General features: G+C 62.0%; 18 protein-coding genes and 1 pseudogene. 15 read left to right on the top strand and 4 right to left on the bottom strand.

Annotation, left to right across the window (positions count from 1 at the left end):
* The first annotated feature begins 222 nt into the window (after positions 1–222).
* The 4 genes from ENZ75_RS01195 to ENZ75_RS01210 all read left to right on the top strand — a co-directional run bounded on the left by ENZ75_RS01195 (position 223) and on the right by ENZ75_RS01210 (position 3,974).
* Positions 223–1,029: a 4-pyridoxolactonase gene (locus ENZ75_RS01195; protein WP_013529871.1), complete on the top strand. Its 807-nt coding sequence runs from the start codon at positions 223–225 to the stop codon at positions 1,027–1,029.
* Positions 1,030–1,054: 25 nt separating this feature from the next.
* Positions 1,055–2,233 carry an alanine--glyoxylate aminotransferase family protein gene (locus ENZ75_RS01200; RefSeq protein ID WP_063168890.1) on the top strand — a complete coding sequence of 393 codons (1,179 nt, stop codon included), beginning with the start codon at positions 1,055–1,057 and terminating at the stop codon, positions 2,231–2,233.
* Between the two features lie 33 nt (positions 2,234–2,266).
* Positions 2,267–3,013 carry an SDR family NAD(P)-dependent oxidoreductase gene (locus ENZ75_RS01205; protein WP_063168889.1) on the top strand — a complete coding sequence of 249 codons (747 nt, stop codon included), beginning with the start codon at positions 2,267–2,269 and terminating at the stop codon, positions 3,011–3,013.
* A gap of 124 nt (positions 3,014–3,137) precedes the next feature.
* Positions 3,138–3,974 (top strand): sulfite exporter TauE/SafE family protein, encoded by an 837-nt coding sequence (locus ENZ75_RS01210; RefSeq protein ID WP_082826541.1) that lies wholly within the window; start codon positions 3,138–3,140, stop codon positions 3,972–3,974.
* Between the two features lie 21 nt (positions 3,975–3,995).
* Here the strand turns inward: ENZ75_RS01210 and ENZ75_RS01215 are convergent, their stop codons facing one another.
* The 4 genes from ENZ75_RS01215 to ENZ75_RS01230 form a co-directional block, all read right to left on the bottom strand.
* Complete coding sequence (locus ENZ75_RS01215; RefSeq protein WP_013529875.1) at positions 3,996–5,345, bottom strand: HlyD family type I secretion periplasmic adaptor subunit; 1,350 nt, start codon at positions 5,343–5,345, stop codon at positions 3,996–3,998.
* Positions 5,342–7,111: a type I secretion system permease/ATPase gene (locus ENZ75_RS01220; protein ID WP_063168888.1), complete on the bottom strand. Its 1,770-nt coding sequence runs from the start codon at positions 7,109–7,111 to the stop codon at positions 5,342–5,344. Before ENZ75_RS01220 ends, ENZ75_RS01215 begins: the two co-directional genes overlap by 4 nt.
* Positions 7,112–7,190: 79 nt before the next feature.
* Positions 7,191–10,736, bottom strand: a complete 3,546-nt coding sequence (locus tag ENZ75_RS01225; RefSeq protein WP_128277865.1) for a DUF5801 repeats-in-toxin domain-containing protein — start codon at positions 10,734–10,736, stop codon at positions 7,191–7,193.
* Positions 10,737–11,053: 317 nt separating this feature from the next.
* Positions 11,054–11,596, bottom strand: coding sequence for a response regulator transcription factor (locus ENZ75_RS01230; RefSeq protein WP_245481120.1), 543 nt, complete (start codon positions 11,594–11,596; stop codon positions 11,054–11,056).
* Positions 11,597–12,401: 805 nt separating this feature from the next.
* Between ENZ75_RS01230 and ENZ75_RS01235 the strand changes: the two genes are divergently transcribed.
* From ENZ75_RS01235 to ENZ75_RS01285, 11 genes and pseudogenes are all read left to right on the top strand, one after another.
* Positions 12,402–13,658, top strand: a complete 1,257-nt coding sequence (locus tag ENZ75_RS01235) for an aminomethyltransferase family protein (protein ID WP_013529879.1) — start codon at positions 12,402–12,404, stop codon at positions 13,656–13,658.
* 143 nt (positions 13,659–13,801) lie between these two features.
* Complete coding sequence (locus tag ENZ75_RS01240; protein WP_013529880.1) at positions 13,802–14,695, top strand: methylenetetrahydrofolate reductase; 894 nt, start codon at positions 13,802–13,804, stop codon at positions 14,693–14,695.
* Entirely contained in the window at positions 14,692–15,558 is an 867-nt protein-coding gene (gene purU / locus ENZ75_RS01245; protein WP_013529881.1) for a formyltetrahydrofolate deformylase, read from the top strand. The genes ENZ75_RS01240 and purU overlap by 4 nt, the downstream gene beginning before the upstream one ends.
* A 55-nt stretch (positions 15,559–15,613) precedes the next feature.
* Complete coding sequence (locus ENZ75_RS01250; RefSeq protein WP_063168886.1) at positions 15,614–16,819, top strand: aminotransferase class V-fold PLP-dependent enzyme; 1,206 nt, start codon at positions 15,614–15,616, stop codon at positions 16,817–16,819.
* A gap of 13 nt (positions 16,820–16,832) precedes the next feature.
* Positions 16,833–17,792, top strand: a complete 960-nt coding sequence (locus ENZ75_RS01255) for a D-glycerate dehydrogenase (protein WP_063168885.1) — start codon at positions 16,833–16,835, stop codon at positions 17,790–17,792.
* Between the two features lie 78 nt (positions 17,793–17,870).
* The gene (gene glyA, locus ENZ75_RS01260) at positions 17,871–19,145 is read left to right on the top strand and encodes a serine hydroxymethyltransferase (RefSeq protein WP_013529884.1); all 1,275 of its coding nucleotides are present in this window, start codon (positions 17,871–17,873) and stop codon (positions 19,143–19,145) included.
* A gap of 319 nt (positions 19,146–19,464) precedes the next feature.
* Positions 19,465–20,652 carry a porin gene (locus ENZ75_RS01265; protein ID WP_128277866.1) on the top strand — a complete coding sequence of 396 codons (1,188 nt, stop codon included), beginning with the start codon at positions 19,465–19,467 and terminating at the stop codon, positions 20,650–20,652.
* A 456-nt stretch (positions 20,653–21,108) separates the two neighbouring features.
* Positions 21,109–21,900 (top strand): AraC family transcriptional regulator, encoded by a 792-nt coding sequence (locus ENZ75_RS01270; protein ID WP_013529886.1) that lies wholly within the window; start codon positions 21,109–21,111, stop codon positions 21,898–21,900.
* A 308-nt stretch (positions 21,901–22,208) separates the two neighbouring features.
* Positions 22,209–22,400 (top strand): annotated as a pseudogene (locus ENZ75_RS01275) (aromatic ring-hydroxylating dioxygenase subunit alpha); the annotation flags it as partial.
* Between the two features lie 379 nt (positions 22,401–22,779).
* Entirely contained in the window at positions 22,780–23,799 is a 1,020-nt protein-coding gene (locus ENZ75_RS01280) for a BMP family protein (protein ID WP_013529887.1), read from the top strand.
* 32 nt (positions 23,800–23,831) lie between these two features.
* Positions 23,832–24,732 (top strand): ATP-binding cassette domain-containing protein (locus ENZ75_RS01285; protein ID WP_128277867.1); only part of this gene is annotated, 901 nt, incomplete at its 3' end.

Below are 24,732 nucleotides of genomic sequence, written 5' to 3' on the forward strand. Positions count from 1 at the left end.
GTTCGGTGTCTGCCTGTCGCTGACGACGGCCATGCAAGTGGCCGGCATCAACATACCGACCGACATCATCCAGATGCTGCCGTTCCTGGCGGTGATGATCATGCTGGTGCTGTTCGGCCGGCGCGCCAGCCTGCCGGCGGCGCTCGGCATTCCATATGAGCGCGGCGCGCGCTGAGGACAATTCATGCGCGGACGGGACCCGCGCCAATAAAGGAGGCAAGAATGTCGGATACCAAGGTCTACCTGCTCGACGGCGGCTCGCTCGTTCTCGACGGATATCATGTGTTCTGGAACCGCGGCCCTGGCGGCGAAGTGCGCTTCCCGGTCTATTCGATCCTGATCGAACATGCCGAGGGCCGGTTCCTCATCGACACCGGCTACGACTACGATCACGTGATGAAGGTGCTGCCGTTCGAAAAGCCGATCCAGGAAAAGCACCAGACCATCCCAGGCGCCCTGGCGCTGCTCGGCCTCGAACCGAAGGACATCGACGTCGTCGTCAATTCGCATTTCCACTTCGATCATTGCGGCGGCAACAAGTATTTTCCGCACGCCAAGAAGATCTGCCACCGGACCGAGGTGCCGCAGGCCTGCAATCCCGAACCTTTCGAGCATCTCGGCTATTCCGATCTGAGTTTTTCGGCGGAGGCTGCCGAAGCGCGTGGCGCGACCGGGCAATTGCTTGCGGGAACGACACGGGCGAATTCGACCTTTGAAGGCATTGATGGCGACGTCGAGCTTGCCAGGGGCGTCCGGCTGATCTCGACGCCCGGCCATTCGATCGGCCATTACAGCCTGCTGGTCGAGTTCCCCAAGCGCAAGCCGATCATGTTCACGATCGATGCGGCCTATACGCAGAAGAGCCTCGAGACGCTGTGCCAGGCGGCCTTCCACATCGATCCGGTGGCGGGCGTCAATTCGATGCGCAAGGTGAAGAAACTCGCCGAAGACCATGGCGCCGAGCTGATGTACTCGCACGACATGGACAACTTCAAGACCTACAAGACCGGCACGCAATTCTACGGCTGACCGCCGCCAATCCGGAGACAAGACGATGCGCTATCTCGAACACGCCGATCCGGTCATCACCCTGACCGCGGGACCGGTGAACGCCTATGCCGAAGTGCTGCGCGGTCTCGGCCGCACGGTGCTCTACGACTACGACCCGGCGTTCCAGCTTTTCTATGAGGGTGTGGTCGACAAGGCGCAAAAGGCGATGCGGCTGTCGAACAAGCCGGTCATCCTGCATGGCGAGCCGGTGCTTGGCCTGGAGGCCGCCGCGGCCTCGCTGATCACGCCGGACGATGTCGTGCTCAACCTTGCCTCCGGCGTTTACGGCAAGGGGTTCGGCTATTGGGCGAAGCGCTATTCGCCACATCTGCTCGAGATCGAGGTGCCCTACAACGAGGCGATAGATCCGCAGGCGGTCGAGGCAATGCTGAAGGCGCACCCGGAGATCACCGTCGTTTCCGTCTGCCACCACGACACGCCGTCCGGCACCATCAATCCGATCGACGCCATCGGCGCGCTGGTCTCAGCGCATGGCGGCTATCTCATCGTCGACGCCGTCTCGTCCTTTGGCGGCATGCAGACGCACCCGGAGGACTGCAAGGCCGATATCTATGTCACCGGCCCGAACAAATGCCTGGGCGCGCCTCCCGGCCTGACGATGATGGGCGTCAGCGAGCGGGCCTGGGCCAAGATGAAGAGCAACGAGGCAGCCCCCCGCGCGTCGATGCTGAGCATCGTCGATTGGGAGCATGCGTGGTCGCGGGATAAGCCGTTTCCGTTCACGCCGTCGGTCTCGGAGATCAACGGGCTCGATGTCGCGCTCGACCTCTATCTCAATGAGGGGCCGGAGGCGGTATGGGCGCGCCACGCGCTCACCGCCAAGGCCATGCGCGCGGGCATTGCTGCGATGGGCCTGTCGATCTGGGCGGCCAGCGACAGCATCGCGTCGCCGACCACGACCGCTGTCCGCACGCCCGAAGGTGTCGACGAGAAGGCGCTTCGCCAGGCTGCCCGCGCCCGTTACGGGGTGGTGTTTTCGTCTGGCCGCGGCGAGACCTTGGGCAAGCTGACGCGCATCGGCCATATGGGTCCGACCGCCCAGCCGATCTATGCGATCGCGGCGCTGACGGCACTTGGCGGCGCCATGAACGCGGCCGGCCAGAAACTGGCGATCGGCAGGGGTATCGACGCGGCGCTGGCCGTGATCGACGCCGACGCCTGAACAGATATCACCACGGATTGAGGGAGCATTTTCATGACTGAACGGCTTGCGGGGAAGACGGCCCTGGTTACGGGCGCTGCGCAGGGTATCGGCAAGGCGATCGCCGCGCGGCTCGCCGCCGACGGGGCAATCGTCATCGTCAGCGACATCAATGCCAAAGGCGCCAAGGCGGCGGCCGCGGCAATAGGCGGAAGGGCGAGGGCGATTGCCGCCGACATTTCCGATCCGGCCTCCGTCAAGGCACTCTTCGCCGAAATCCAGACCCTGACCGGGGGCATCGACATCCTGGTCAACAATGCCAGCATCGTGCCGTTCGTCGCCTGGGACGATGTCGATCTCGACCATTGGCGCAAGATCATCGACGTCAATTTGACAGGCACCTTCATCGTCAGCCGCGCCGGCACGGACCAGATGCGTGCGGCAGGCAAAGCTGGGCGGGTGATCAGCATCGCATCCAACACCTTCTTTGCCGGCACGCCGAACATGGCGGCCTATGTCGCAGCCAAGGGTGGCGTCATAGGCTTCACCAGGGCGCTCGCCACCGAACTCGGCAAATACAACATCACCGCCAATGCGGTGACGCCCGGCCTGGTCGAGAGCGACGGCGTCAAGGCGAGCCCGCACAATGAGGCGTTCGGCTTCGTCGAGATGCTTCAGGCGATGAAAGGCAAGGGGCAGCCGGAACATATCGCCGATGTGGTCTCGTTCCTGGCCTCCGACGATGCGCGCTGGATCACCGGCCAGACGCTCAATGTCGACGCCGGGATGGTGCGCCACTAAAGCATTCCGCACCCCAAACCCCTGTACGCTTTCGGGCGATCTGCACCCAGGTCGCGACGGGCGGACAGGCGCGGCCAAAAATGTATCCGCAAGGCCGCAGTCGGCCAATCAAGGAAAAATCACAGTGGACTTCGGATTCGACACGTCGGTTTTCGACGGGCTGACGATTGCAATGCTGGTCGCCGGTCTGGCCATGACCGGAATGGCCTCCGGCGTGCTCGCCGGTCTGCTGGGGGTCGGCGGCGGCATCGTCATCGTCCCGGTGCTGTTCTGGGTGCTTAGCCTGTTCCACTTTTCGCCTGCTGTGATCAGCCATCTGGCTGTCGCGACGTCGCTTGCGGTCATCATCCCCACCTCGATCTCGTCAATGCGGTCGCACAACAGGCGCGGCAATGTCGATCGGCCTCTGCTCACTCTGTGGGGACCGGCCGTTTTCGTGAGTGCCCTGATCGGTGGCATCACGTCGAAGTTCATCCCGGGCGCCGGCTTGCGGCTGGTTTTCGGCGTCGTCGGCCTGCTGGTGGCCCTCAACATGGCGTTGCCGAAGCACTTCGTGATCTCCGATCACCTGCCGCAAAGCGGCTGGATCAACCGCGCGATCGCCTCTGTCATCGGCTTTGTCTCTTCGCTCATGGGAATCGGTGGCGGCACGCTCTCGGTGCCGACGCTTTCCAGCTTTTCCTTTCCTGTGCACCGGGCCGTCGGCACATCGTCGGCGCTTGGCCTGCTTATTGCGCTTCCGGCAGTGGCCGGCTTCATCTGGTCGGGTCTCGCAATTGCAGGCAGGCCTCCGCTCAGCCTGGGTTACGTCAGCCTGCCGGCGGTTGCCATCATAGCGCCCGTGAGCTTCCTGTTCGCACCCTTGGGCGCAAGGCTCGCCCACGCGCTCAACCCGCGCTACCTGAAACTTGCCTTTGCATTCTTCCTGGCGATCACGGCCGGGCGAATGCTGCTGTCTTGAATTTCGCTGGGCGGCGTACGGCTATTTTTCCCGCATGGCCCGGCGGAAGTTCTGCGTGATCGGCTCGGCGAGATAAGAGAGAACGGTGCGAGCCCCCGTCCGGATCATCGTCTCGCTCGACATGCCGGGCAGCAGCTTGCGGCCCTCCAGCTTGCCGAGTTCGCTTTTGTCGATCACAACCGTCGCGGCGAAATACGGTGCGCCGCTGCGCTCCTCAACCATGCGGTCAGCCGACACGATCTCCACGACACCCTCGAGCGGCGGCAGGTTGTAGCGGGCGAAGGCCGGGAAGCTGACACGCGCGGGCTGTCCGGGTGCGATCGTCTCGACATCCTCCGGTTTGACCATGGCTTCGACCACGAGTTGTTGTCCGAGCGGTACGATCGTCATCAATGTATCGCCGGGTTTCACGACACCGCCCGCGGTGTGGACCTTCAGATCCATGACGATGCCGTCAACCGGTGCGACGACATCGGTACGGGTAAGCACGTCCCTGGCGGCACGCTCCTCCTGTCTCAGGTCGAACAGTTCCGCCTCGACCTTGCTCAACTCATCGACGGACTCGTTGAGCCGCACCGTATCGAGGTTCAGGATCTGCATGTCGATCTCGGCCATGGCGCTTCTGGCGCGGGCGATTGCGGCGATATTGGTGGCGCGCTCGCCCTCGATCTCCTGCTGCTGTCGTCTGAGCAACAGGTTCCGCTCGCGGGTGGTCAGCCCCTTCTTGAGCAGACTCTCGAGGTCTTTGGTTTCACCCTCGATCGCCTCGATCTGTTTGTCCTTGGTGACGATAAGCTCTTCCAGTCCCTTTATCTCCTCCTCGGTCTGGTGGCGGCGCTGGCTGAGGATTTCCTGCTCGTCCGCCAGATTGTGGTGTTTCGCCGCGAACACGTCGCGCTGTGCGGACACCGCGTCCTTTGCGGCGGTGGCGGGGTTGGCGAGCAACGCCGGATCGAACTCGATCTCGGCCCTGCCGTCACGCTCGGCCCTGAGACGCGCGGCCAGCGCCTCACGCGTTGCTATCCGGTTCTGGATCAGGTCGAGCTGCGCCTTTGCCTGCGTGTCGTCGAGCCGGACGAGGATCTTGCCGGCCTTGACGACATCACCGTTGGCTGCGTTCAACTCCGCGATGATGCCGCCCTCGAGGTGCTGGATCAGCTTGCGGTCGCCGGCGACCTTGATAACGCCCGGCGCCACAGCGGCGCTGTCCAACGGTGCCAGGGCCGCCCAACCTCCCGCGACGCCGAAGAACAGGAACATGATCGCGAACCCGGTGCAGGTCACGCCTGTGAGACGCAGCGGCATCGGTTGCAGCAGGGAGGGCGGCGGAAGGGGCAGCGGCACGACGTTCAATTCCGGGGGGCGGCTCATGCTTCCTTGACCTCTTTGGTTTCCTTGACCACTTCGAGGGCAGGCAACTGGGCAGCCTTGGGCAGATGGGCCACCTTGCTGACGCGGCTGGCGAGTTCGTTGAAGACATGGTCGCGCGGCCCGAAGAGATCTTGCTGACCCCTGTTGAGGACCAGTATCTTGTCTACCTTCTCCAAGATGTTGGCGCGGTGCGCGATCAGGATAACGGTTGTGTTCGTCGCCTTGGCCACGCCGAGAGCGGCAATCAATGCCTCCTCGCCCTCCCTGTCGAGGTTGGAATTGGGTTCGTCGAGGATAAGCAGCGTGGGGTCGCCGTAGAGTGCCCGCGCCAGCCCGATGCGTTGGCGCTGCCCGCCCGACAGTATCGCACCCGCCTCGCCGATCTCGGTGCCGTAGGCCTTCGGCAGCCCCTTGATGAGTTCGTGGACGCCGGCCAACTGCGCTGCCTTGATCACGTGCTGGAAGACCGCCGGATTGACCGTCGCAAAGCGGGCGATGTTGTCGGATACGGTGCCGGCGAAGAGTTCGATGTCCTGCGGCAAATAGCCGACATAACGGCCACGGTCTTCCGCCGCCCATTGGGCAACATCCGTTCCGTCCAGCAAGGCACGCCCCCCCGACGGGCGCCAGGCACCGGCAAGTATGCGCGCCAGGCTCGTCTTGCCGGCCCCGCTCGGACCGATCAGGGCCATCGCTTCACCCGGCTCGAGACGGAAGCTGATGCCTTTCAGGATGTGCTCGCCACCCTGTCGGGCAAGCACAAGGTTGTCGGCCTCAAACCTGCCTTTCGGACGGGGCAGTGGCAGGACCGGTGTGGCTTCCCGGTGCTGTCCGGCGACCGCGGTGAGGCGTTTGTAAGCGGCACGCGCTCCCACCGTCGCCTTCCATGTGCCGATCGCTTGCTCGACCGGTGACAAGGCGCGACCCATCAGGATCGAGGCGGAGATCATGATGCCGGGTGAAGCCTCGTTGCGAAGAACCAGATAGGCGCCGAGGCCGAGTATGGCCATTTGCAGGGCCAGCCGGTGACAACGCGCGATAGCCGCGATGACGCCGCCACGGTTGGCGGCAAGAACCTGTCCCTTGTTGGCCTCGTCCTGTTGGGCCTTCCAGCCTTCCAGCAATGGCTTCAACATGCCCATCGCCTGGACGACCTCGGCGTTGCGGATCGCCGCCTCGGCTTGCACATAGGCCCGCGACTGTGCGCTTGCGGCCTCGGTCAACGGCTTGCGTGTGAGGTATTCGTTGAGCAGCGCCAAAGCAAACAGCACGATCCCGCCGCAAAGCGCCAACCAGCCCAGCCATGGGTGCATGAAGAATATGGCAACGAAGAACAACGGTGCCCAAGGCGCGTCGAGGATCGGGAAGATGCTGGGGCTGGTGAAGAAGTTGCGCACTTGATCCAGGTCGCGCAGCGGACGGGCGTTGGCTTGGCCTGGCGCCGAGGCGGCATATTCCACCGATGCGGTCAGGAGAACCGGTGCCAATCGCGCGTTCATCCACGATCCGACGGTAGCCAGCAGGCGCCCGCGCACCACCTCAAGCCCCGCCATTGCCGCGAGCGCCCCTGCCGCCATCAGCGACAGCATCACCAGCGTCTCCAGGCTGTGGCTGGACAACACGCGGTGGTAGACTTGGAGCATGTAGAGCGCTCCGGTCAGCATCAGCACGTTGATGCCGCCGCTGAACCAGACAAGCGGCCGGATGGCACGTCTGGCCTCTTTCATCACCACCTGCAGGGCAGGGGGCTGTTGTTTGGTTTTCATCGTTATTTCTCTGGTGTGCGGGATGACATCTCGTGCGGGAAGGTTGGGGGCAGCATTGGCTGCCCCCCGTTGGCCAGTGTCAGGCGACGTCGACAAGTATGTGCTGCATCGCTGTCTGGTCCGCGTCCGCGTCCGCCACTTTGAAGGCGAAGTCGAGGTGGGCATCCGGCGTCTGGGTCGAGGTCGAGGTGAAGCCGATGTCCGTGATCTTCAGCACGTCGTTGTCGGTGGGGTCGAAATTCACCAGGTTGGTGGTCGCATCGCTGCCGCCACCGGCGCCGGTCGTCGGGTTCAGGTTGATTGCCGTGTTGTTGCCGGTGATGCCGTTGCCCGACTGCATGATCTGGACACCCTGCAACACGAAGTGCTCGCCGGCCGCGTTGTAGTCGTTCTGCTCGATGATCACGAGGCCGTCATTGTTGTCGAGCGTGAACTCGCCGCTGTACGGGGCCGGGACGTGACCCATCTTGAAGATGTCGGCATTCTGCACGTACATCGCCCTCGTAATCGAGACATCGTCGAGCGTCGACGCCGTGCCCTTGTCGTCGATCAGGTTGAGGATCAGCATCAGATCCTCGCTGTTGCCGATGCCATCGAACTTGATGGCCATGGTGCCGGCGGTCGCTGTCGGCTGGGTAGCCTCGTTCTGACTGTTGATACCGACGTTGCTGTCGAAGAACCGCAATGTGAGCAGTTCGCCTTTCTGGATCGTGTCACCGGCGACACCGTTGGTGCTCTGCGTCGCGGATACCCAGCTTTCATTGGCGTTGCTCACCATCTCGTGACCACCTAGGGTGAAGGTGGCGTCGCCGGATGACCCCTCGCCATTGGCTGTCAAGCTGAACGGGTTGGCTTTGTTGATCAAGTTGCCCGTGAACTGCACGTAGAAGTTTTCGTTAGCCGGCGTATTCGGATCATCAGCCTGCAATTTTTCCAGCACGATCTGTGGGTGGCCCGTATTGCCGAGGGGCTCCTTGGACAAGAGTTGGCTGGTGTGGATAACGTCGAAGCTGAAGCCTTCGAGAGGGTCGGTCAGGTGGATGGTATAAGTATCGGCAATCTTGTCGAAGACGAGGGTGCCGCCCGCCGTCCCGGTCTGGGTGCCAGCCGCCGGATCCTTGTCGTAGGTGAAAGTGAAGTTGAACGTCGCGGAGGTAAGGCTCTCCGACGCCAGCGTCACCTCCGAGGTGAGAATGTTACCACCGCCGCCGCCGGTGATCGTGCCGGTGAGCCCGATCTGGACGCCGGCAAGCGCGCCATTCTGGTCGACAAAGTCAGAACCACTCGCATAGAACGCGGCCGGATGAGCATCCGCGCCGATGTCGTACCCGAAGGCTCCGGTGGCCGACGCGTTGAGTGTGTTGGCCAGAGTCTCGGGGGTCCCGATACCGTTGCCGGCGTTCTGGTCACCGTCGAACGGCACTGTGATCGTCGGCGCATCATCCTTGAAGACGAGGCTTGTACCGATGTTGACACTGTCCGAGGCCTGGTCGCCGTCACCGTCGGTGATGATCGCCGTCAAGGTTACGAGATCATCGGCTGCCAGCGATGTTTGCTGATCCGGTCCGGTGTCGGGCGAGTGTATGACGGCACGTGCCTGATCGAGCGTCACGGTCCCGTCAACAGCCACGCTCACCGTGAACACAATATCGCCAGCGGCTGAACCGGCACGACCGACCACCTCGCCGCCTTCGACGAAAAGCAGGACGGACAGGCCGGTCAAGGTGTCAGTGAGGCCGCTAACGTTCGTAACCTGATTGATGCCGAGCGCATAGCTGATAGCGTCACTATCCGCGCCGGCGTTTGGGGTGAAAACGGTCGCGAAATCCGCACTGTTGGCACCCAAGTTGGACTCGTCGACGGTCAGCGTCGGCTCGGTGCCGGTGGTCGAGATGCTCGGGCCATCATCCTTGAAGTTGAGGTTCTGGCCGATGTCGAGGCTGGCCGACAGGTGGTCGCCATCCTTGTCGGTGACGGTCGCGGTGAGCGTGACCAGATTGTCGGCGGCCAGGCTGGTGCTGTCGTCGGGGTTGCTGGCGTCGGCATGGACCACCGCCCGGAGCTGGTCGAGGGTTACGGCGCCGGCGGCGCTGACGGAGACGGTGAATACGAGGTCGTTGGAGCCGATGGTGTGGCCTTCGACGACGCTGCCATTGAGCGAGAGGATGACCGCCTGGCCGGTCGCCGTGTCGATCAGACCCGAAGGGCCTGCCACGACGCCCAGTGCGTAGGTCAGCGTGCCGGCCCCGTCGGCGCCGAAGCCCGAACTGAAGTTGGCGGCAAAGCTCTGCGTGTCGTTGGTGGTAAGAACCGACTCGTCGACGGTCAGCGTCGGCTCGGCGCCGGTGGTCGAGATGCTCGGGCCATCATCCTTGAAGTTGATGTGGGAGCCGACCTCTTCGCTATAGGCGTTGGTGCTCGTCGCCGAGAAATGGAACTCGGAGATGTCGCACCCCTCGTTTGCATCGACCCCTTTGACCGTCAGCCGATCCATTGGGCTGCCGGTGGTGATATCGACGGTGGTGGTGTTGTCGAGCCCGGTGATGGTGACGGCGTTTCCGGTCCCGCTGAGCCCGGTGACGGTGATGTTGCCGCTGCCGGTCGCATAGGTGCCATCGACAGTGATGACGGACGCAAACCCCGATGTACCCGTCAACTTGATGCCGGTGATATCCACGGGGCTGGTCGTGGTGCCGTCAAAGAAGTTCGTGCCTTGGTCGTTGCCCGTATTGTTGAAGGCGCTGACGGTGACGTCCACACGCGCAGTCGGAGTGGAAGGTGTGATCTGGCTGATCGTGAACCCGGCCTGCGTGATGGTCTCGATGTGGTTGCCGTACTGGATTTGCGACGCACTCCCTGCGTTCAGGGTACCGCCGGTGACAAAATCGACCTGCAGCGTTTCGTTCGGATTGATGCTCTGGTTGTTGATGCCGAAGCCCTGTTCGCTGACGTTGGCACTGCCACCGTTCAAACCGATTACCAGCAGCTGCTTGGAAGCGTCATTGGCCGAATTGATCAGATAGAAATCATTGTTGCCGGGCGCGGCGGCTGAGCCCAGAAAACTAGCCACGGAGGTGCCGGTGACCGACGCGAACACCTTGTTGGTCAAACCGATACGATCGTCCGGATTGGTCGCGTCCGGATTGAGCAACGGCACATACTCGACCGTGTACAGGTCCGCATTGGTGGCGCTGGTGCTGACCAGCCCAAACGAGAAAGCGAGCGGGCCGGTTGCGGCCGGTGCGGCCGACGGGTCAGAGGTGCCGATGACACCGATTACGACGTTTGCATGGGGCGGGTCTGCGTCTTTGAACAGCCAGACATAATTGCCATCGACCGTCTGAATGCCGCTGTTGACGCCGACGGTGGTGGAAAACGGGGTTCCGGTGAGATTCTGGGAGAGAACGACCGAGGTGATGGTTTCTCCCGCACTCGCCGAGGCCACGACGAAGTTGGCCTGGAAGGCGACCTCCGGCGAGGTCAGCCCACCCGGATCGTCGAGACTTAGGAGATATTGCACCGTGGGGTTGGTATCGTAAGGCGGAATGGCCGGATTGATATCATCGTCCGTAAATCCGGTGGTCTCGTCGAGGACGATGTCCTGGGTCAAGATGTCGAGTGCCATGGAGATTCTCCTTGGTTCAAAATTCTCTCTGGAAAAGGGATGCAGCCCCTAATGCCGGAAATGCACCTACCCCGGTGCAGCCGGTCGCATACTGAAATGCGCCCCTCCAATTTCATTGTGCCGCCGGCGCAGAGGGCGCGTCCATTCCCGCTTCGATAGTATTGCGGTCAATGTCCGCACCTGATCGAACGATATATATCCTTCGATAGGTCAGGTTGACGGGCGCTGCGGGGAGGTCGCGCAGGCACGCGCCAGATGCCGCCAGACGGCTCTGCGGCCGTTGCCGTGCGTACAATGTCGGTGCGAGTGGAGAGTGTTCAGAGCAGGCCGGTTCGGCCCATTCCCGGACGCTCGGCGGCTTTGCCGTGCGTCATCCAGGCCAGTTCCGCCCGGCCGCCTAGGTGCAACTTCTCGTAGACGTGATGCAGGTGCATCTTCACCGTGCCTTCGGATAAATGCAGCCGCTGCGCGATGGTCTTGTTGCGCAGCCCGCGCGAGACGAGATCGGCGATTTCGGTCTCCCGCCCGGTCAGCCGGGACATTGGCTGCGGCTGCGAGCCGGGCATCAGCAGCTGCTGGACGATCTTGTTGTCGATCCACTTCTTGCCCGCCGCCACCGCATTCACGCATTCGATGAGAAAGCGGTGGCTGATGCCGTCCAGAAACAGGCCATCGACGTCGAGCGTCTGTATTTCCCTGACATCGAGCCTGCCGGTTGGCTGCACGATGAAGATGATGCCGAGAGCGCTGTTGCCGGCCTTCAGCCGTGAGGAAAGACCTGATGTCTGCTGATCCGCGAGATCCACGCCTACGATGACCATATCAGGCTGATGGCGCTCCACATGAGCGAGAACGTCCACAGGGCGGCGACACTGGGCGACAACATCGTGTCCAGCCTTCTGCAACACCCATTCCAGACCGGCGAGATATACCCCCCGCGGGTCCGCGACAACCACTGTTGACATGCGAACACCGTCCGTAAAAAACGCAACGAACTTGGTTAAATACCCGTAAAATCAGGAAACCAGAGCCCACATCGATTGTCAAGGAATAGCTAATATACATATTGCTATAATCTACGACGGACCGGCGGGCTCCCTCGCAGCGTAGCAGGCCGGCTGACGATTCTGCGGAGGCGATGCTGGACTTGGTTGAAATGCCAGCGTTTCGATTGCACGTGGATCCGCGGAATCGAAGTCGAAATCGCCGGACGTCTCACCGCACTCCTGGGTGAGAAATTTGCTAGCGCCAGCGCGCTACCGCCTTTCCCCCCACGCGTCGAGCTGCCAATTCAGGCTTCGATGCTACGGCTGAACGGGCCGAGCTTGTGCGGTGAGACGGCGTTACCTGGTCGACCGCAAGCGAGCATTTGCCGGTGAAGGCTGACAGCGAAAGCAATCCGACGGCGGCTTCAAATATTCAGGTTGAACTGCGGGTATGCCGTCGGCAACCGGGGGCATTCCGAAAAACGCTGCGAAGTGAAAGTCTCACCCAAGATACGGATGAGGCAAGAGACATCTGACTGAGCGGGTTGCTGCTCGCAGGAAGCCGTCCCTGCGGTCTGCGCTTGGATGGTTTCGTTTCCATGGCGCGAGGTGCGCTGTTCTTCACCCGTTGTCGTCGAATGTCGCAGCAAAGTGCCTTGCGACTGGGAGGAGACCTGGAATGAACGACATCAAATTCACGTCCGGCCTGAGCGTGGTGGCAGATGCCCATGTCGCCTTTCGCGGCACGCCCTTCGTCGAACGGACGGCGCCACTGAACCAGAACGCACTCTGGATGCGCTGGGACAGGAACATGGTCGTCGATTGCTACTCCGATATGGTCGAGGAACTGGCGGCTATCCGCAACAGGGTGGCCATGGGCGACATGTCACCACTGTCGAAATATGTCATTGCCGGTCCGGATGCCGAGAGGATGATGGATGCGCTCATCCCGCGCGACATCAAGAAGCTGCAGGTCGGCCAGATCTACTATGCACCGTGGTGCGACGAGAACGGCCATGTCGTCGGCGACGGTCTGGTTTTCCGCATGGACGAAACCACCTTCCGCGTTTCCGCCGATCCCGGCCTTTCCTGGTGGAAGCAGCATGCCGAAGGCCTCGACGTCCGTGTCACCGACATATCCGATAGCTACGGCATCCTCACCTTGCAGGGACCGCGTTCCCGCGAAGTGCTGGAGGCTGTCACCCAGTCCGTGCAGGAATTGCCGTTCTCTCGCTTGGCCATCGTCACAATTGCCGGCAGACGGGTCGAGATCCTGCGCCAGGGTTTTACCGGCGAGCATGGCTATGAATTGTGGGTCAAGGCGGATGACGGCGCCGCCGTGTGGGACGCGGTCGAGGCGGCAGGCAAGCCTTTTGGCATCCTTCCTGCCGGCGCCTGGGCGCTCGACATAGCACGTCTCGAAGCCGGGCTGCTGATCGTTGGCTACGACTATACAAGTGCCGGCCCAGACCATGGCGGCGCCAGCATTCAGGCAGCTGGAAAGTATCGTGCGTCGCCCTTCGACCTCGGCCTGGGCCGGCTGGTCGACTTTCGCAAGGCCGATTTCATCGGCAAGGCGGCGCTGCAGCGCATGTCGAACACGGGTGACCATCGCCAGCTCGTCGGGCTCGACATCGACTGGTCGCAAGCCCTCGACGGCAAGGGGCTTGAGAGCAATGCGCCCGGAAATCTGCGGCGCGTGCAGTGGTATCCGCTGAAAGCCTTTCGCGGCGGGAAGGAAGTTGGGCACGCCAGCAGCGTCGCCTGGTCACCTTCGACCGGCAGGATGATCGGCTTCGGCCATCTGCGGCGTGAGGCCGCCGAGACCGGCACCGAGCTCACGCTGAAGTGGAACAAGGATGGCGTGGCGGCCGATGTCAGGGCGCGTGTCGTGGGGCTGCCGTTCCTGTCGCTCAAACGCGCCGCCAACGGGTAGCGAAACGCTGTTTCAGAACTGAGAGTCCTGTCGTTGCATCCTCCCGTGACGACAAGCCGGGCAGCTGGTCTGCCCGGCTCCCATTGCCGCGGCCTACGGTGCCGCGAAATCGTGAAGCTGGTCGGGAGAGACCTGGAAAGATCATGAACGACATGCGCCAAGAGCTTATCCAGACGCGAGGTTCGGCTACATTTGTGTTCGACGCGGAGGTGTCGATCGAACTGGCACCGGCGCAGGCACGCACCTTTGCGCCACCAGCCGACTGCTTCCCGCTTGGCTCGCGCGTCTTTCTTACTCACCTTCCCGGCAAGCCCGAGGCTTTGCAAATCGAAGCAGCGCGCCGGATCAAGGAGTTGGGCTTTGTGCCGGTGCCACATCTGGGCGCGCGGAACTTCAATTCGGAGCAGGACTATGTCGATCTTGTCACCGCCCACAGTCGAAACGGGATAAGCGAAGCGCTCTTTCTTGGCGGCAATCCGGCTCTCTTTCCGGGGCCGTTGGGAGAGGCAACCCAGTTGCTCGCCCATCCCGTGGTCAAAGACAGTGCGATACGAACCGCCTTCGTTGCCGGCTATCCGGAAGGGCATCCAAGCATCGTCGAAGCCGTGCTGACGGACGCATTGCGGCGCAAGCTCGACATCTGTGCCGAGCGGTCGCTGGAAGCCAGGGTCGTATCGCAATTCGCCTTCGATGGCGACATGATCGCCGCCTGGGCGAGCAGTCTGCATACGGCGCATCCCGGGCTGCCGGTTCATGTTGGTCTGGCCGGTGTGACCAGCCTTACCAAACTCATCCGGTTCGCCATGATGTGCGGTGTCGGCCCTTCGATCGCGGCGCTGCGGCGTTCCGCCAGCGGCCTCTTCAACATCGTGGCCGACCGGAACCCAGCCGAGATCTTACAAACCATGGCGGCAAGCTACCCGGCGCCGACCGCGCCACTACACCTCCATTTCTTCCCATTCGGCGGATGGGAAAAGACGCTTGCCTGGTTCGCCGATTATCGCGAGGCGTGCTGGCCGCGGGTCAACGAACGATGAATTGTGCAGCGCTTCGACTGTCGTTCATTCTGACGCTGTCCTGCGAAGACCAGGCCGGGATCGTAGCGGCAGTGACGACCGAACTCGCCAACCTTGGCACGAACATTGCTGAAAGCAGCCAGCATTGGGACAGGGCCTCGAACCGTTTCTTCATGCGCATTGCCTTTTCGGCGCCCGCCTGGGTGTCTGCCGATGCCATCACCAAGGGACTTGCGCCTGTGGTGGATCGCTTCGGCCTGAGCAGCCGCCTGCTTGAGCGGAGCCGTCGGCCGAAAATCGTCATCATGGTCTCGAAGTTTGACCATGCATTGCTTCACCTCATCTACCAGATCCGTGTTGGCTGGCTCGAAGCCGAGGTCGCAGCGATCATCTCCAACCACGAAGACAGCCGCGAAACTGCGGCATGGGCTGGCATTCCCTACCACGTCTTGCCCATCTCGAAGGAGAACAAGCAGGAACAGGAAGGCCGGATACTGGCGGTGATCGAGGACGTCGGCGCCGACCTCGTCGTCCTGGCTCGCTACATGCAAGTGTATTCCGACGACCTCGCGGGGCGCCTGTTCGGCAAGGTCATCAACATCCACCATTCGTTCCTGCCAAGCTTCAAGGGCGCGCGGCCGTATCACCAGGCTTTCGAGCACGGAGTGAAGCTGATCGGCGCCACGGCTCACTATGTGACCGCCCAACTCGACGAGGGGCCGATCATCGAGCAGGAAACCGAGCGGGTAACGCATTCCATGAGCGTCGAGGATTTTATCGCGGCCGGCCGTGACATCGAAAGCCGCGTTCTGGCGCGTGCGATCAAACGGCACCTCGAAGCCCGCGTGATGATCAACGGACGAAAAACGGTTGTGTTCGCGTAAGGCGGCAACACCGACCCGTGTGTGGCGATGCTCATATCAACAGGAGAACCAGATCATGAAAAATGGAACGGCGCATCTCTTTATCCCGGGTCCGACCAACATTCCCGACGCTGTGCGGCGGGCCATGAACGTGCCGATGCAGGATATGCGCGCACCGGATTTTCCGGAACTGGTGCTGCCCTTGTTTCGCGACCTGAAGCAGATCTTCAAGACCGAAACCGGCAGCGTCTTCATCTTTCCGGGCTCAGGCACCGGCGCCTGGGAAGCGGCAATCTCCAACACGCTCAGCCGCGGCGACCGGGTGCTGATGTCGCGCTTCGGCCAGTTCTCGCACCTGTGGGTCGACATGGCCGAGCGCCTTGGACTTGAGGTCGATTGCATCGATGTCGAATGGGGTGAGGGGGTTCCGCTCGACGCCTATCGGCAACGGCTGGGCGACGACAAGGGCAGCAAGATCAAGGCGGTATTCGCCACCCACAACGAGACCGCGACCGGCGTGACGTCCGACGTCGCCGGCGTGCGTGCCGCGCTCGACGAAACGGCTCACGATGCGCTGCTGTTCGTCGACGGCGTCAGTTCGATCGGCTCGATCGATTTCCGGATGGACGAATGGGGCGTCGACCTCGCCATCACCGGTTCGCAGAAAGGGCTGATGCTGCCTGCCGGTCTCGGCATCCTGGCGGTGAGCGCCAAGGGTCTGGAAGCGCACAAGCAGTCGCGCATGGAGCGTTGCTATTTCAGCTTCGAGGATATGCAGGCTTCGTCCAAGACCGGCTTCTTCCCCTATACGCCGCCAACGCAGTTGCTGCTTGGCCTGAGAGCCAGCCTCGACCTTATCTTTGCCGAGGGACTGGAGCAGATTTTTGCCCGGCACCACCGGCTCGCCGAAGGTGTGCGCCGCGGCGTGCATGCGTGGGGACTAAAGCTCTGCGCCAACGAGGAAAAATGGTGGTCGGATACGGTTTCGGCGATCGTCGTCCCCGAGGATGTCGATGCCAGACAGGTCATCGCCAACGGATATTCCAGATATCGCACATCCTTCGGCGCGGGCCTCAGCAAGGTGGCTGGCCGCGTGTTCCGCATCGGCCATCTCGGCGACCTCAACGAGGTCATGTGCCTCGCCGCCCTGGCCTCGGCGGAAATGTCGTTACGCGACGCCGGAGCCCGAATCGAGGCCGGCTCCGGTGTTGCCGCTGCGCAGGAATGGTACCGCGCCGAGATCGGCCGGACCTTGCAGCCGCGGCACGAACGCGCGGCTTGAGAGGATCGTAGCCATGAGCAAACCGAAGGTAATCGTTACCCGGCGCTGGCCGCATGAGGTCGAACAGCGCCTTGGCGACCATTTCGATGTCACGCTGAATGAAGCCGATCGGCCCTATGAGCAACAAGAGCTTCGCCAGGCCCTGCTGCTTGCCGATGCCGTGCTGCCGACCGTAACCGATCGGCTTGGCGCGGATCTCTTTGCAGGCGGGGTCAGGGCAAGAATACTTGGCAATTTCGGTGTCGGCTTCAACCACATCGACATTGCCGCCGCCAGCGCAGCAGGGCTGATCGTCACCAACACGCCCGCCGTGTTGACCGATGCCACCGCCGATCTCGCCATGACGCTGCTTTTGATGTGCGCGCGCCGTGCCGGAGAGGGCGAGCGCGAGCTGCGCTCCGGCAAATGGACCGGCTGGCGGCCGACGCATCTCTGCGGCACCCAGGTCAGCGGCAAGACCGTCGGCATCATCGGCATGGGAAGGATCGGCCAGGCCATGGCCAGGCGCTGTCACTTCGGCTTCGGCATGGAGGTCGTCTTCTTCGACAGCCGGCCGGTTCCCCACCCCGGCATGCCGGCGCGGCAGCTGGCGACTGTGGACGAGGTGCTGGCGGCCTCGGATTTCGTGTCGCTGCATTGTCCGGGCGGTGGCGAAAACACCCGCCTCATCAACGAACGCCGTCTTGCCCGCATGAAGAAATCAGCCTTCCTGATCAACACCGCGCGTGGCGATGTGGTGGATGAGGACGCACTGGTCCAGGCGCTGCGTGAGCGTCGGATTACTGGTGCCGGGCTCGACGTGTTCGAGACGGAGCCGTCCGTGCCGCGCGCCTTGACGGAGCGTGAAGATGTCGTGCTGCTGCCCCATCTGGGTAGCGCCACCAGCGAAACGCGCATCGCAATGGGCATGCGGGTGATCGACAATCTGTCGGCCTTCTTCGAAGGCCGCACCCCGCCTGACGCAGTGAACTAGCTCCCCGTTTCAGTTCCAACACCAGGCATGGCGACGCCGAAAACCGTGTCCGCCTTTTGCCGCCAGGAGACGAGCAGAATGACCGGCTTTTTCCAGAGGAACCTCAAGCTCCAGGATGCGGTGGTCGCCGATGCGATTGCACGCGAGATGGGCCGGCAGCGGTCCGAAATCGAGCTGATCGCATCCGAAAATATCGTTTCGCCGGCTGTGCTGGAGGCACAAGGCTCGGTGATGACCAACAAATATGCCGAGGGCTATCCGGGGCACCGCTACTACGGCGGCTGCCAATATGTCGATCTGGCCGAAGCGGCTGCCATCGACAGGGCCTGCCGGCTGTTTGGCGCGGCGCACGCCAATGTGCAGCCGCATTCCGGCGCCCAGGCCAACGGCGCGGTGATGCTCGCCATGCTGAAGCCGGGCGACACCTTCATGGGTCTGTCGCTCGCCGCCGGCGGGCATCTGACGCACGGTGCCCGGCCGACACTGTCGGGAAAATGGTTCAACGCCGTGCAATACGGCGTGCGCCAGAGCGACTGCCTTATCGACTATGAGGAGCTGGAGGCCAAGGCGCGGGAAACACGGCCAAAGCTGATTATCGCGGGTGGATCGGCCTATCCGCGCATCATCGACTTCAAGCGCATCCGGGCGATCGCCGATGCCGTCGGCGCGCTGATGATGGTCGACATGGCGCATTTCGCCGGCCTGGTCGCCGGCGGCGTGCATCCCAACCCGGTCGAGGTCGCCGATATCGTCACCACCACGACGCACAAGACGCTGCGCGGCCCGCGCGGCGGTATGATCCTGACCAACAACCAGGACATCGCCAAGAAGCTGAATTCGGCGGTGTTCCCTGGCCTGCAGGGAGGCCCGCTGATGCATGTCATTGCTGCCAAGGCCGTTGCCCTGGGTGAAGCCTTGGAGGACGGGTTCAAGACCTATGCCCGGCAGATGGTGGCGAATGCCAGAAAGCTGGCCGCGACGCTTGGCGAGCGCGGATTCGACATTGTCTCCGGCGGAACCGATACGCATCTGCTGCTGGTCGACCTGCGCGGCAAGGGCCTGTCCGGCAAGGACGCGGAGGAGGCGTTGGGCAGGGCAGGGCTGACCTGCAACAAGAACGGCATTCCTTTCGATCCGGCGCCGCCTGCCGTCACCTCCGGTATACGGCTGGGCACACCGGCCGCCACCACGCGCGGTTTCGGCGAGGGCGAGTTTGCCCGTGTCGGCAATCTCATAGCCGACGTGCTGGATGCGGTCGGAACGCAATGGGGCGCCGAACAGGAGAAGGCGGCTCGGCGGTCGGTCGAGGAGCTTTGCGAGGCATTCCCGATCTACGAGCCCAGACCCGGTTGACCGTCCGGGGAGCGCGCCACAGGCAGATACATGGCTGCCGCGGACAGGGCATTAGCCACAGATATGGTTTTGCGTAGCAGCGCCATTCGTGACGAGTTGCGCCTGTCCTAACGTCATCGCGAAATCACCGCATACATCCACCGCCAAGTTTGTCGTCCGAGCCATTTTGCAAGCAATTTCCGTCGATTGACGGAAGTGGCGCCTTCGGCTGCGGACGGCAGGAGGAGCTTGGATCCATGGGTGCGGCGTTTTCCGGGGAGCGGGTTGCCAGCCTCGAAAGATACCCTGGCTTTTTTTGATCTTTTGAATGGAGAGGAAAATGAACATCAAGAGCCTTCTTTTCGGCTCAGCTGCGGCTCTGATCGCAGTTTCCGGTGCGCACGCCGCCGACGCCGTCGTTGTTGCCGAGCCGGAACCCGCTGAATACGTCAAGATCTGCGACGTCTACGGCGCTGGTTACTTCTACATCCCCGGCACCGAAACCTGCCTGCGCATCGGCGGCTATGTCCGCTACGACGTCGGCGTGGGTGATGCCGGTTCGTTCGATGGCGTCAATCACGTTCCTGACAGCATGGGCGAAGACGACCACTCGACCTACTGGAAGAATGCCCGCTTCAACCTGAAGACCTGGACCGGCCAGGAAACCGAACTCGGCACGTTGAAGACCTACACCGAGACCCGCTTCAACTTCGGCAACAGCTTCGGCGACTATGCCAACCAGGCCACGACCAACGACAGCCGCAACAACTGGCAGGCCCGCAACACGGGCATTACGCTGAACTTCGCCTGGATCCAGCTCGGTGGTCTGCGCGTCGGTAAGGACGACCCGGCCTTCGACACCTTCATCGGTTACGCCGGCAACGTCATCAACGACACGATCGTCCCCTATGGCGGCTTCGACAGCAACGTCGTCCAGTACTACTTCGACCTCGGCAACGGTTTGTCGGGCGTGGTTTCCCTCGAAGAAGGTAGCGGCAGCGCTGGCCCGACCGGCGTCCCGCCTTTCACGTACATCAGTTCGGGTTACGACACGATCGACAGCTATGTCCCGCATGTCGTCGGCGGCGTGAAGTACACGCAGGGCTGGGGCGCGATCACGGGCGTCGCTGCTTATGACAGCACCTTCGAAGAATATGCCGGCAAGGTTCGCTTGGACGTGAACGCTTCGAGCGCTCTGTCTCTGTTCTTGATGGCCGGCTACGGCACCGACAAGAACATCGACCGCAACTTCTATAAGCAGTGGGGCGGCAACTGGGCAGTCTGGGGAGGCGGCACCTACAAGTTCAACGAGAAGACCTCGTTCAATCTCCAGGTTTCCGCTGACGATGACAAGAATTACGGTGTCGCGGCAAACGTTGCCTACGATGTCGTCCCCGGCTTCACGGTCACGGCCGGAGTTGGCTATAACCGCGATGGCAAGTTTGGCCAGGTTGACAACCGTAACTGGGTCGGCGCTACGAAAGAGAATAGCGTCGGCGGCCTCCTCCGCTTCCAGCGCGACTTCTAGCGGATTGTTGTAGCACTTCGCCGAAATATACGAATGCTCGCTGGGCAAGCCGGCCCAGTGAGCTCATCGGGTGGCTCCTCTCAAAATGCTTGAGTCCGTACCTCCAGGACCGAAGCGCGCCGCCGATGCGAAGGGCGCCTTTGACCAAGGCGCCCTTCATTCCGGCTATGTCCACCAGTGTGATCCCACCCGAGTGACGACGACTGGCCAGCGCGGCTCGACGTCGATCTCGACAAGCCGTTGACCAGCGAGCGTTCAAGGGCGGCCTCTCTGGCCTGGCGGATCGCCTCGGCTAGCCTGGGCCTGTGCGCGTGGAAGCATCGGTCTGCCGCCATGAGCAGGTTGATTGGCGGTATCTTGCGTCACGAGGCCATAGCTTCGACAATTGGAGACGCAGCCGGAACGCGGATCGACTTCATTTGCATGGCACCGGCAGTCTGACAGGGGGAAGCCGATATGCGCCTGCCACCGATCGACCTTAGCCGCGAGAACACCTTCGGCGAACTAACCTATGAGAATGGCGGCGACTACGGGCCGATCGGTGGCGACTATCTGGCCTTCATGCTTGTCCACGTCGGATCCCTGACGCTCGAGGCGGATGACAGCGTCCTGCAACTGGAGGCAGGACAATGTGCTCTGTCGCTCACGCGTGATCGCTACATGACGTCGGTGGCGCCGGAAACGCTGACCCATGTCAGCTGGTGCGATGGCCGGCCGCAGAACGCGGCGTGGCTGTACAAGGAGCGCGAGAAGTTCGCGCCGTTCATCGTCGCCTCGCCGATGGTCCACACCCTCATGCAGTTGGGTGTTGATCTTGGCCTCGGCGAGCGTGGCGGCCGCAGTGGTGTTCGCGAGTCGCTGACCAACGCCTTGCTCCACGCCTTCATCTACGAGGCCGAGGTGATCGAGGCGGAGCGGCCGATCCCGCAGACGATCCTGCAGGCACGCCGTTTCCTCGAAGAGAACTTTGCCGCCGATCTGTCGATCGAGCGGGTGGCGCAGCAGGTGCGCGTCAGTCCGCAATATCTGGTCTCGGCGTTCAAGAAACATCTCGGCATGACGCCGGCCAAATATCTGTGGCGTTGCCGCCTCGATTACGGCACGCATCTGCTGCAGCGGACAGGACTGTCGATCAGCGAGATCGCCTACCAGGTCGGCTACAAGAACCCCTATCATTTCTCGCGGCAGGTCAAGCTGGCGTTCGACTGTTCACCGACCGAGCTCAGAGAGCAGAAGCGCAACGCCTGATGGTTGCCCACGTGCCTCCGGGTGACGAGGCAAGCATTGCCTCCAGAACCGGGCGGGTGAACTGGCGATATGCTTTCCTCAAGAGCGGACATGGCGGTTTTCCAGGCACAAATGAATTGTCGGGCAATCAGGGTTGATCCGGCGTCAGGCAACGGACCGATGTCTTGCAACCTGGTTGCCGGTCGCGCCTTGGCCAGATCCGTTCGCCGACAACAGACATTCCAGGCTGGACAGCACCATGAGCAATTTCTCTCATCTCGATCCCGTTGCGCTCAACGACTGGCATGTCGTCGCCTGTGTCGAGGAGGCGATTTCATCAGACCATCCTGGGTCAGGACAAGCCGATCCTGGAGAATCAGGTTCCGAAGAGGCTGCCGCTGGATTCCCGTTCCGAGGTGCCGATCCGCGCCGACGCCGCGTCGGCCGCCTACCGCCGCTGGCTGCGCGAAAGGGGCCTGCGTTATGGCGTCGTGGCCGGCAACGGTATCGGCGCACACTAGAGCCGGATTATTTCAGGTCGAATCGACCTGAAATCGGAATCCGCCTCTAGATCAAAGAGATAGAGCATGATGTCTGGACAAACGGTTTCCGTTTGTCCGTGAAAACCGCTTCACACTTTTCGGCACTATGCTCTAGTCATGGGCGCATTTTCGGACATGATTAATTGTGGATATGCGCGAAAGAAATCGCAGCCATTGTTAGCCGACCTTCGCCGTGGAAGTTTCGGACCTAAGCCGGAAGACCGGCTGCCAACAACGCCATGGGGACGTTGTCCAGGCGATCGCCGCCTCCAAGTAGGCAACCGGAAAAGACAAGAACATCCGGATGACGACAGGGCGGCATTGGACAGTTCTCGGACTGGAATGAGAGGATCAAGCGATGACGAATACCATTACGCGACGCACGGCAATCCTGGGCACGGCGGGCGCCCTGCTTCTGTCGGGGCTTGTACGCTCATTCGCGGATGTCCCAAAGACGCTGAAACTGGCTGTTATCCTGCAGGACCTGCCTGACGTCGGCTGGGACCGGACACTGCTCGACGCGCTTGAGCAACTGAAACAGGAAAGGCCCGAGGGGCTGGAGATTGCATGGGAACATACCGATCCGCTGTACGGAGACGATGCTGAGAACGCCATGCGTTTCTACGCAGAGAGTGGTGAATACGACATCATCTGGGGCCATGGCACCTATTCGGACCAGGTCCAGAAGCTGAGTGTCGAGTTCCCCGACCTGATGTTTGTTGTCACCGGCTCCGGCAATCACCCAGCCGGGCCAAATCAATACTGGATCTACAAGCGGCTGCATGAGCCTTCCTACCTGCTTGGGATGCTGGCTGGCCATACCACCAAGACAGGCATGGTTGGCATCGTCGGCACCTTTCCAGCCAATGACGTCAACGACCAGATCAATGCGTTCTTCGAGGGTGCAAAGTCGATCAGGCCGGACATCCAGCATCGGCTTTCGTTCATCGGCTCGTGGTCCGACAATGCGCTGGCGGCTGAGCATGCCAATGTGCAGATCGCGGCCGGCGCCGACGTCGTTTTCATGCTGACCGACAATTTCAAGCCCTGCCAGGAGCACAAGATCATGTGCTTCGCCAACATCAACGACCAGAGCAAGGTCGCGCCCGACGCCATTGCGTCCAGCGCCATCATCAGCTGGAAGCCCGATCTCAACTGGATCATCGGCGAATGGCTGAAACACAAGGCCGGTGCGCAATTCAATGGCAACGCCGAACCGAAATGGTTTTCGATGGCCGAAGGCGGCACCGACATCGCACCCTATCATGATTTCGACGGCAAGATCCCGCAGGCGGTGAAGGGCGAAATATCTGCCAAGCGGCAGGAGATTCTTTCCGGCAAGTTTGTCGTTCCGCTCAACACCGCCGAGGTGAAGTAAGACACATCAACCAGGCAGCCCGGTGCGACCCAATGGAAGACCTGCTGAACGTTCAGAACCTTACCAAGCGATTTGGCAGCGTCATTGCCAATGACGGGGTTAATCTCGATATCCGCAAGGGTGAGATCCACTGCCTTTTCGGTGAAAACGGGGCAGGCAAGTCGACGCTGTCGTCCTGCCTCTACGGCTACTACAAAGCCGATAGCGGCGAGATACGCTTCAAGGGCGAGGTGGTGGAATTGAGCTCTCCCGCCGATGCCTTGCGGTTAGGCATCGGCATGGTTCACCAGCATTTCGTGCTGGTGTCGAACTTCACCGTGCTCGAAAACATCATCGTCGGCAGTGCCGATGTCGGGTTGCTGCGGAGGAAGGCCGATGCCCGCCGCAGGGTTCTCGGCCTCTGCAGGGACTGCGGCATCGACATCGACCTCGATCGCGAAATCTGGCAATTGTCGGTCGGTGAACAGCAATGGGTGGAAATCCTCAAAGCACTCTATTTCGGTGCCGAGCTGCTGATCCTGGACGAACCGACGGCGGTCCTGACGCCGCAGCAATCCGACCAGCTCTTCGTCATCCTTGATGGGATGCGCAAGCGTGGATTGTCGATTGTCCTGATCAGTCACAAGCTGCGCGAGGTGATGCAATCCGAAAGGGTCACCATCCTGCGCAAAGGCAAGGTCGTCGCTACGGTGGACACCGCCAATACGACAGCCGAGGCGATTACCGCCCTCATGGTCGGGCACAAGGTGACGAAAAACGTCAGGGACAATTCCGTCACGCCGGCGGGAGAAATCCTCTCGGTCGAAAAGGTGTCGGCGGTTGGCGAATGGGGCGAGGATGTCCTCAAGGACGTGACGTTTACCGTCGCCGCCAACGAGGGTCTCGGGCTGGCCGGCGTTGCCGGCCACGGCCCGAAGGAACTGTTCGAGGGAC

It is taken from the genome of Mesorhizobium sp. M7A.F.Ca.CA.002.04.1.1 (assembly GCF_004022805.1).
Lineage (GTDB): Bacteria > Pseudomonadota > Alphaproteobacteria > Rhizobiales > Rhizobiaceae > Mesorhizobium > Mesorhizobium ciceri.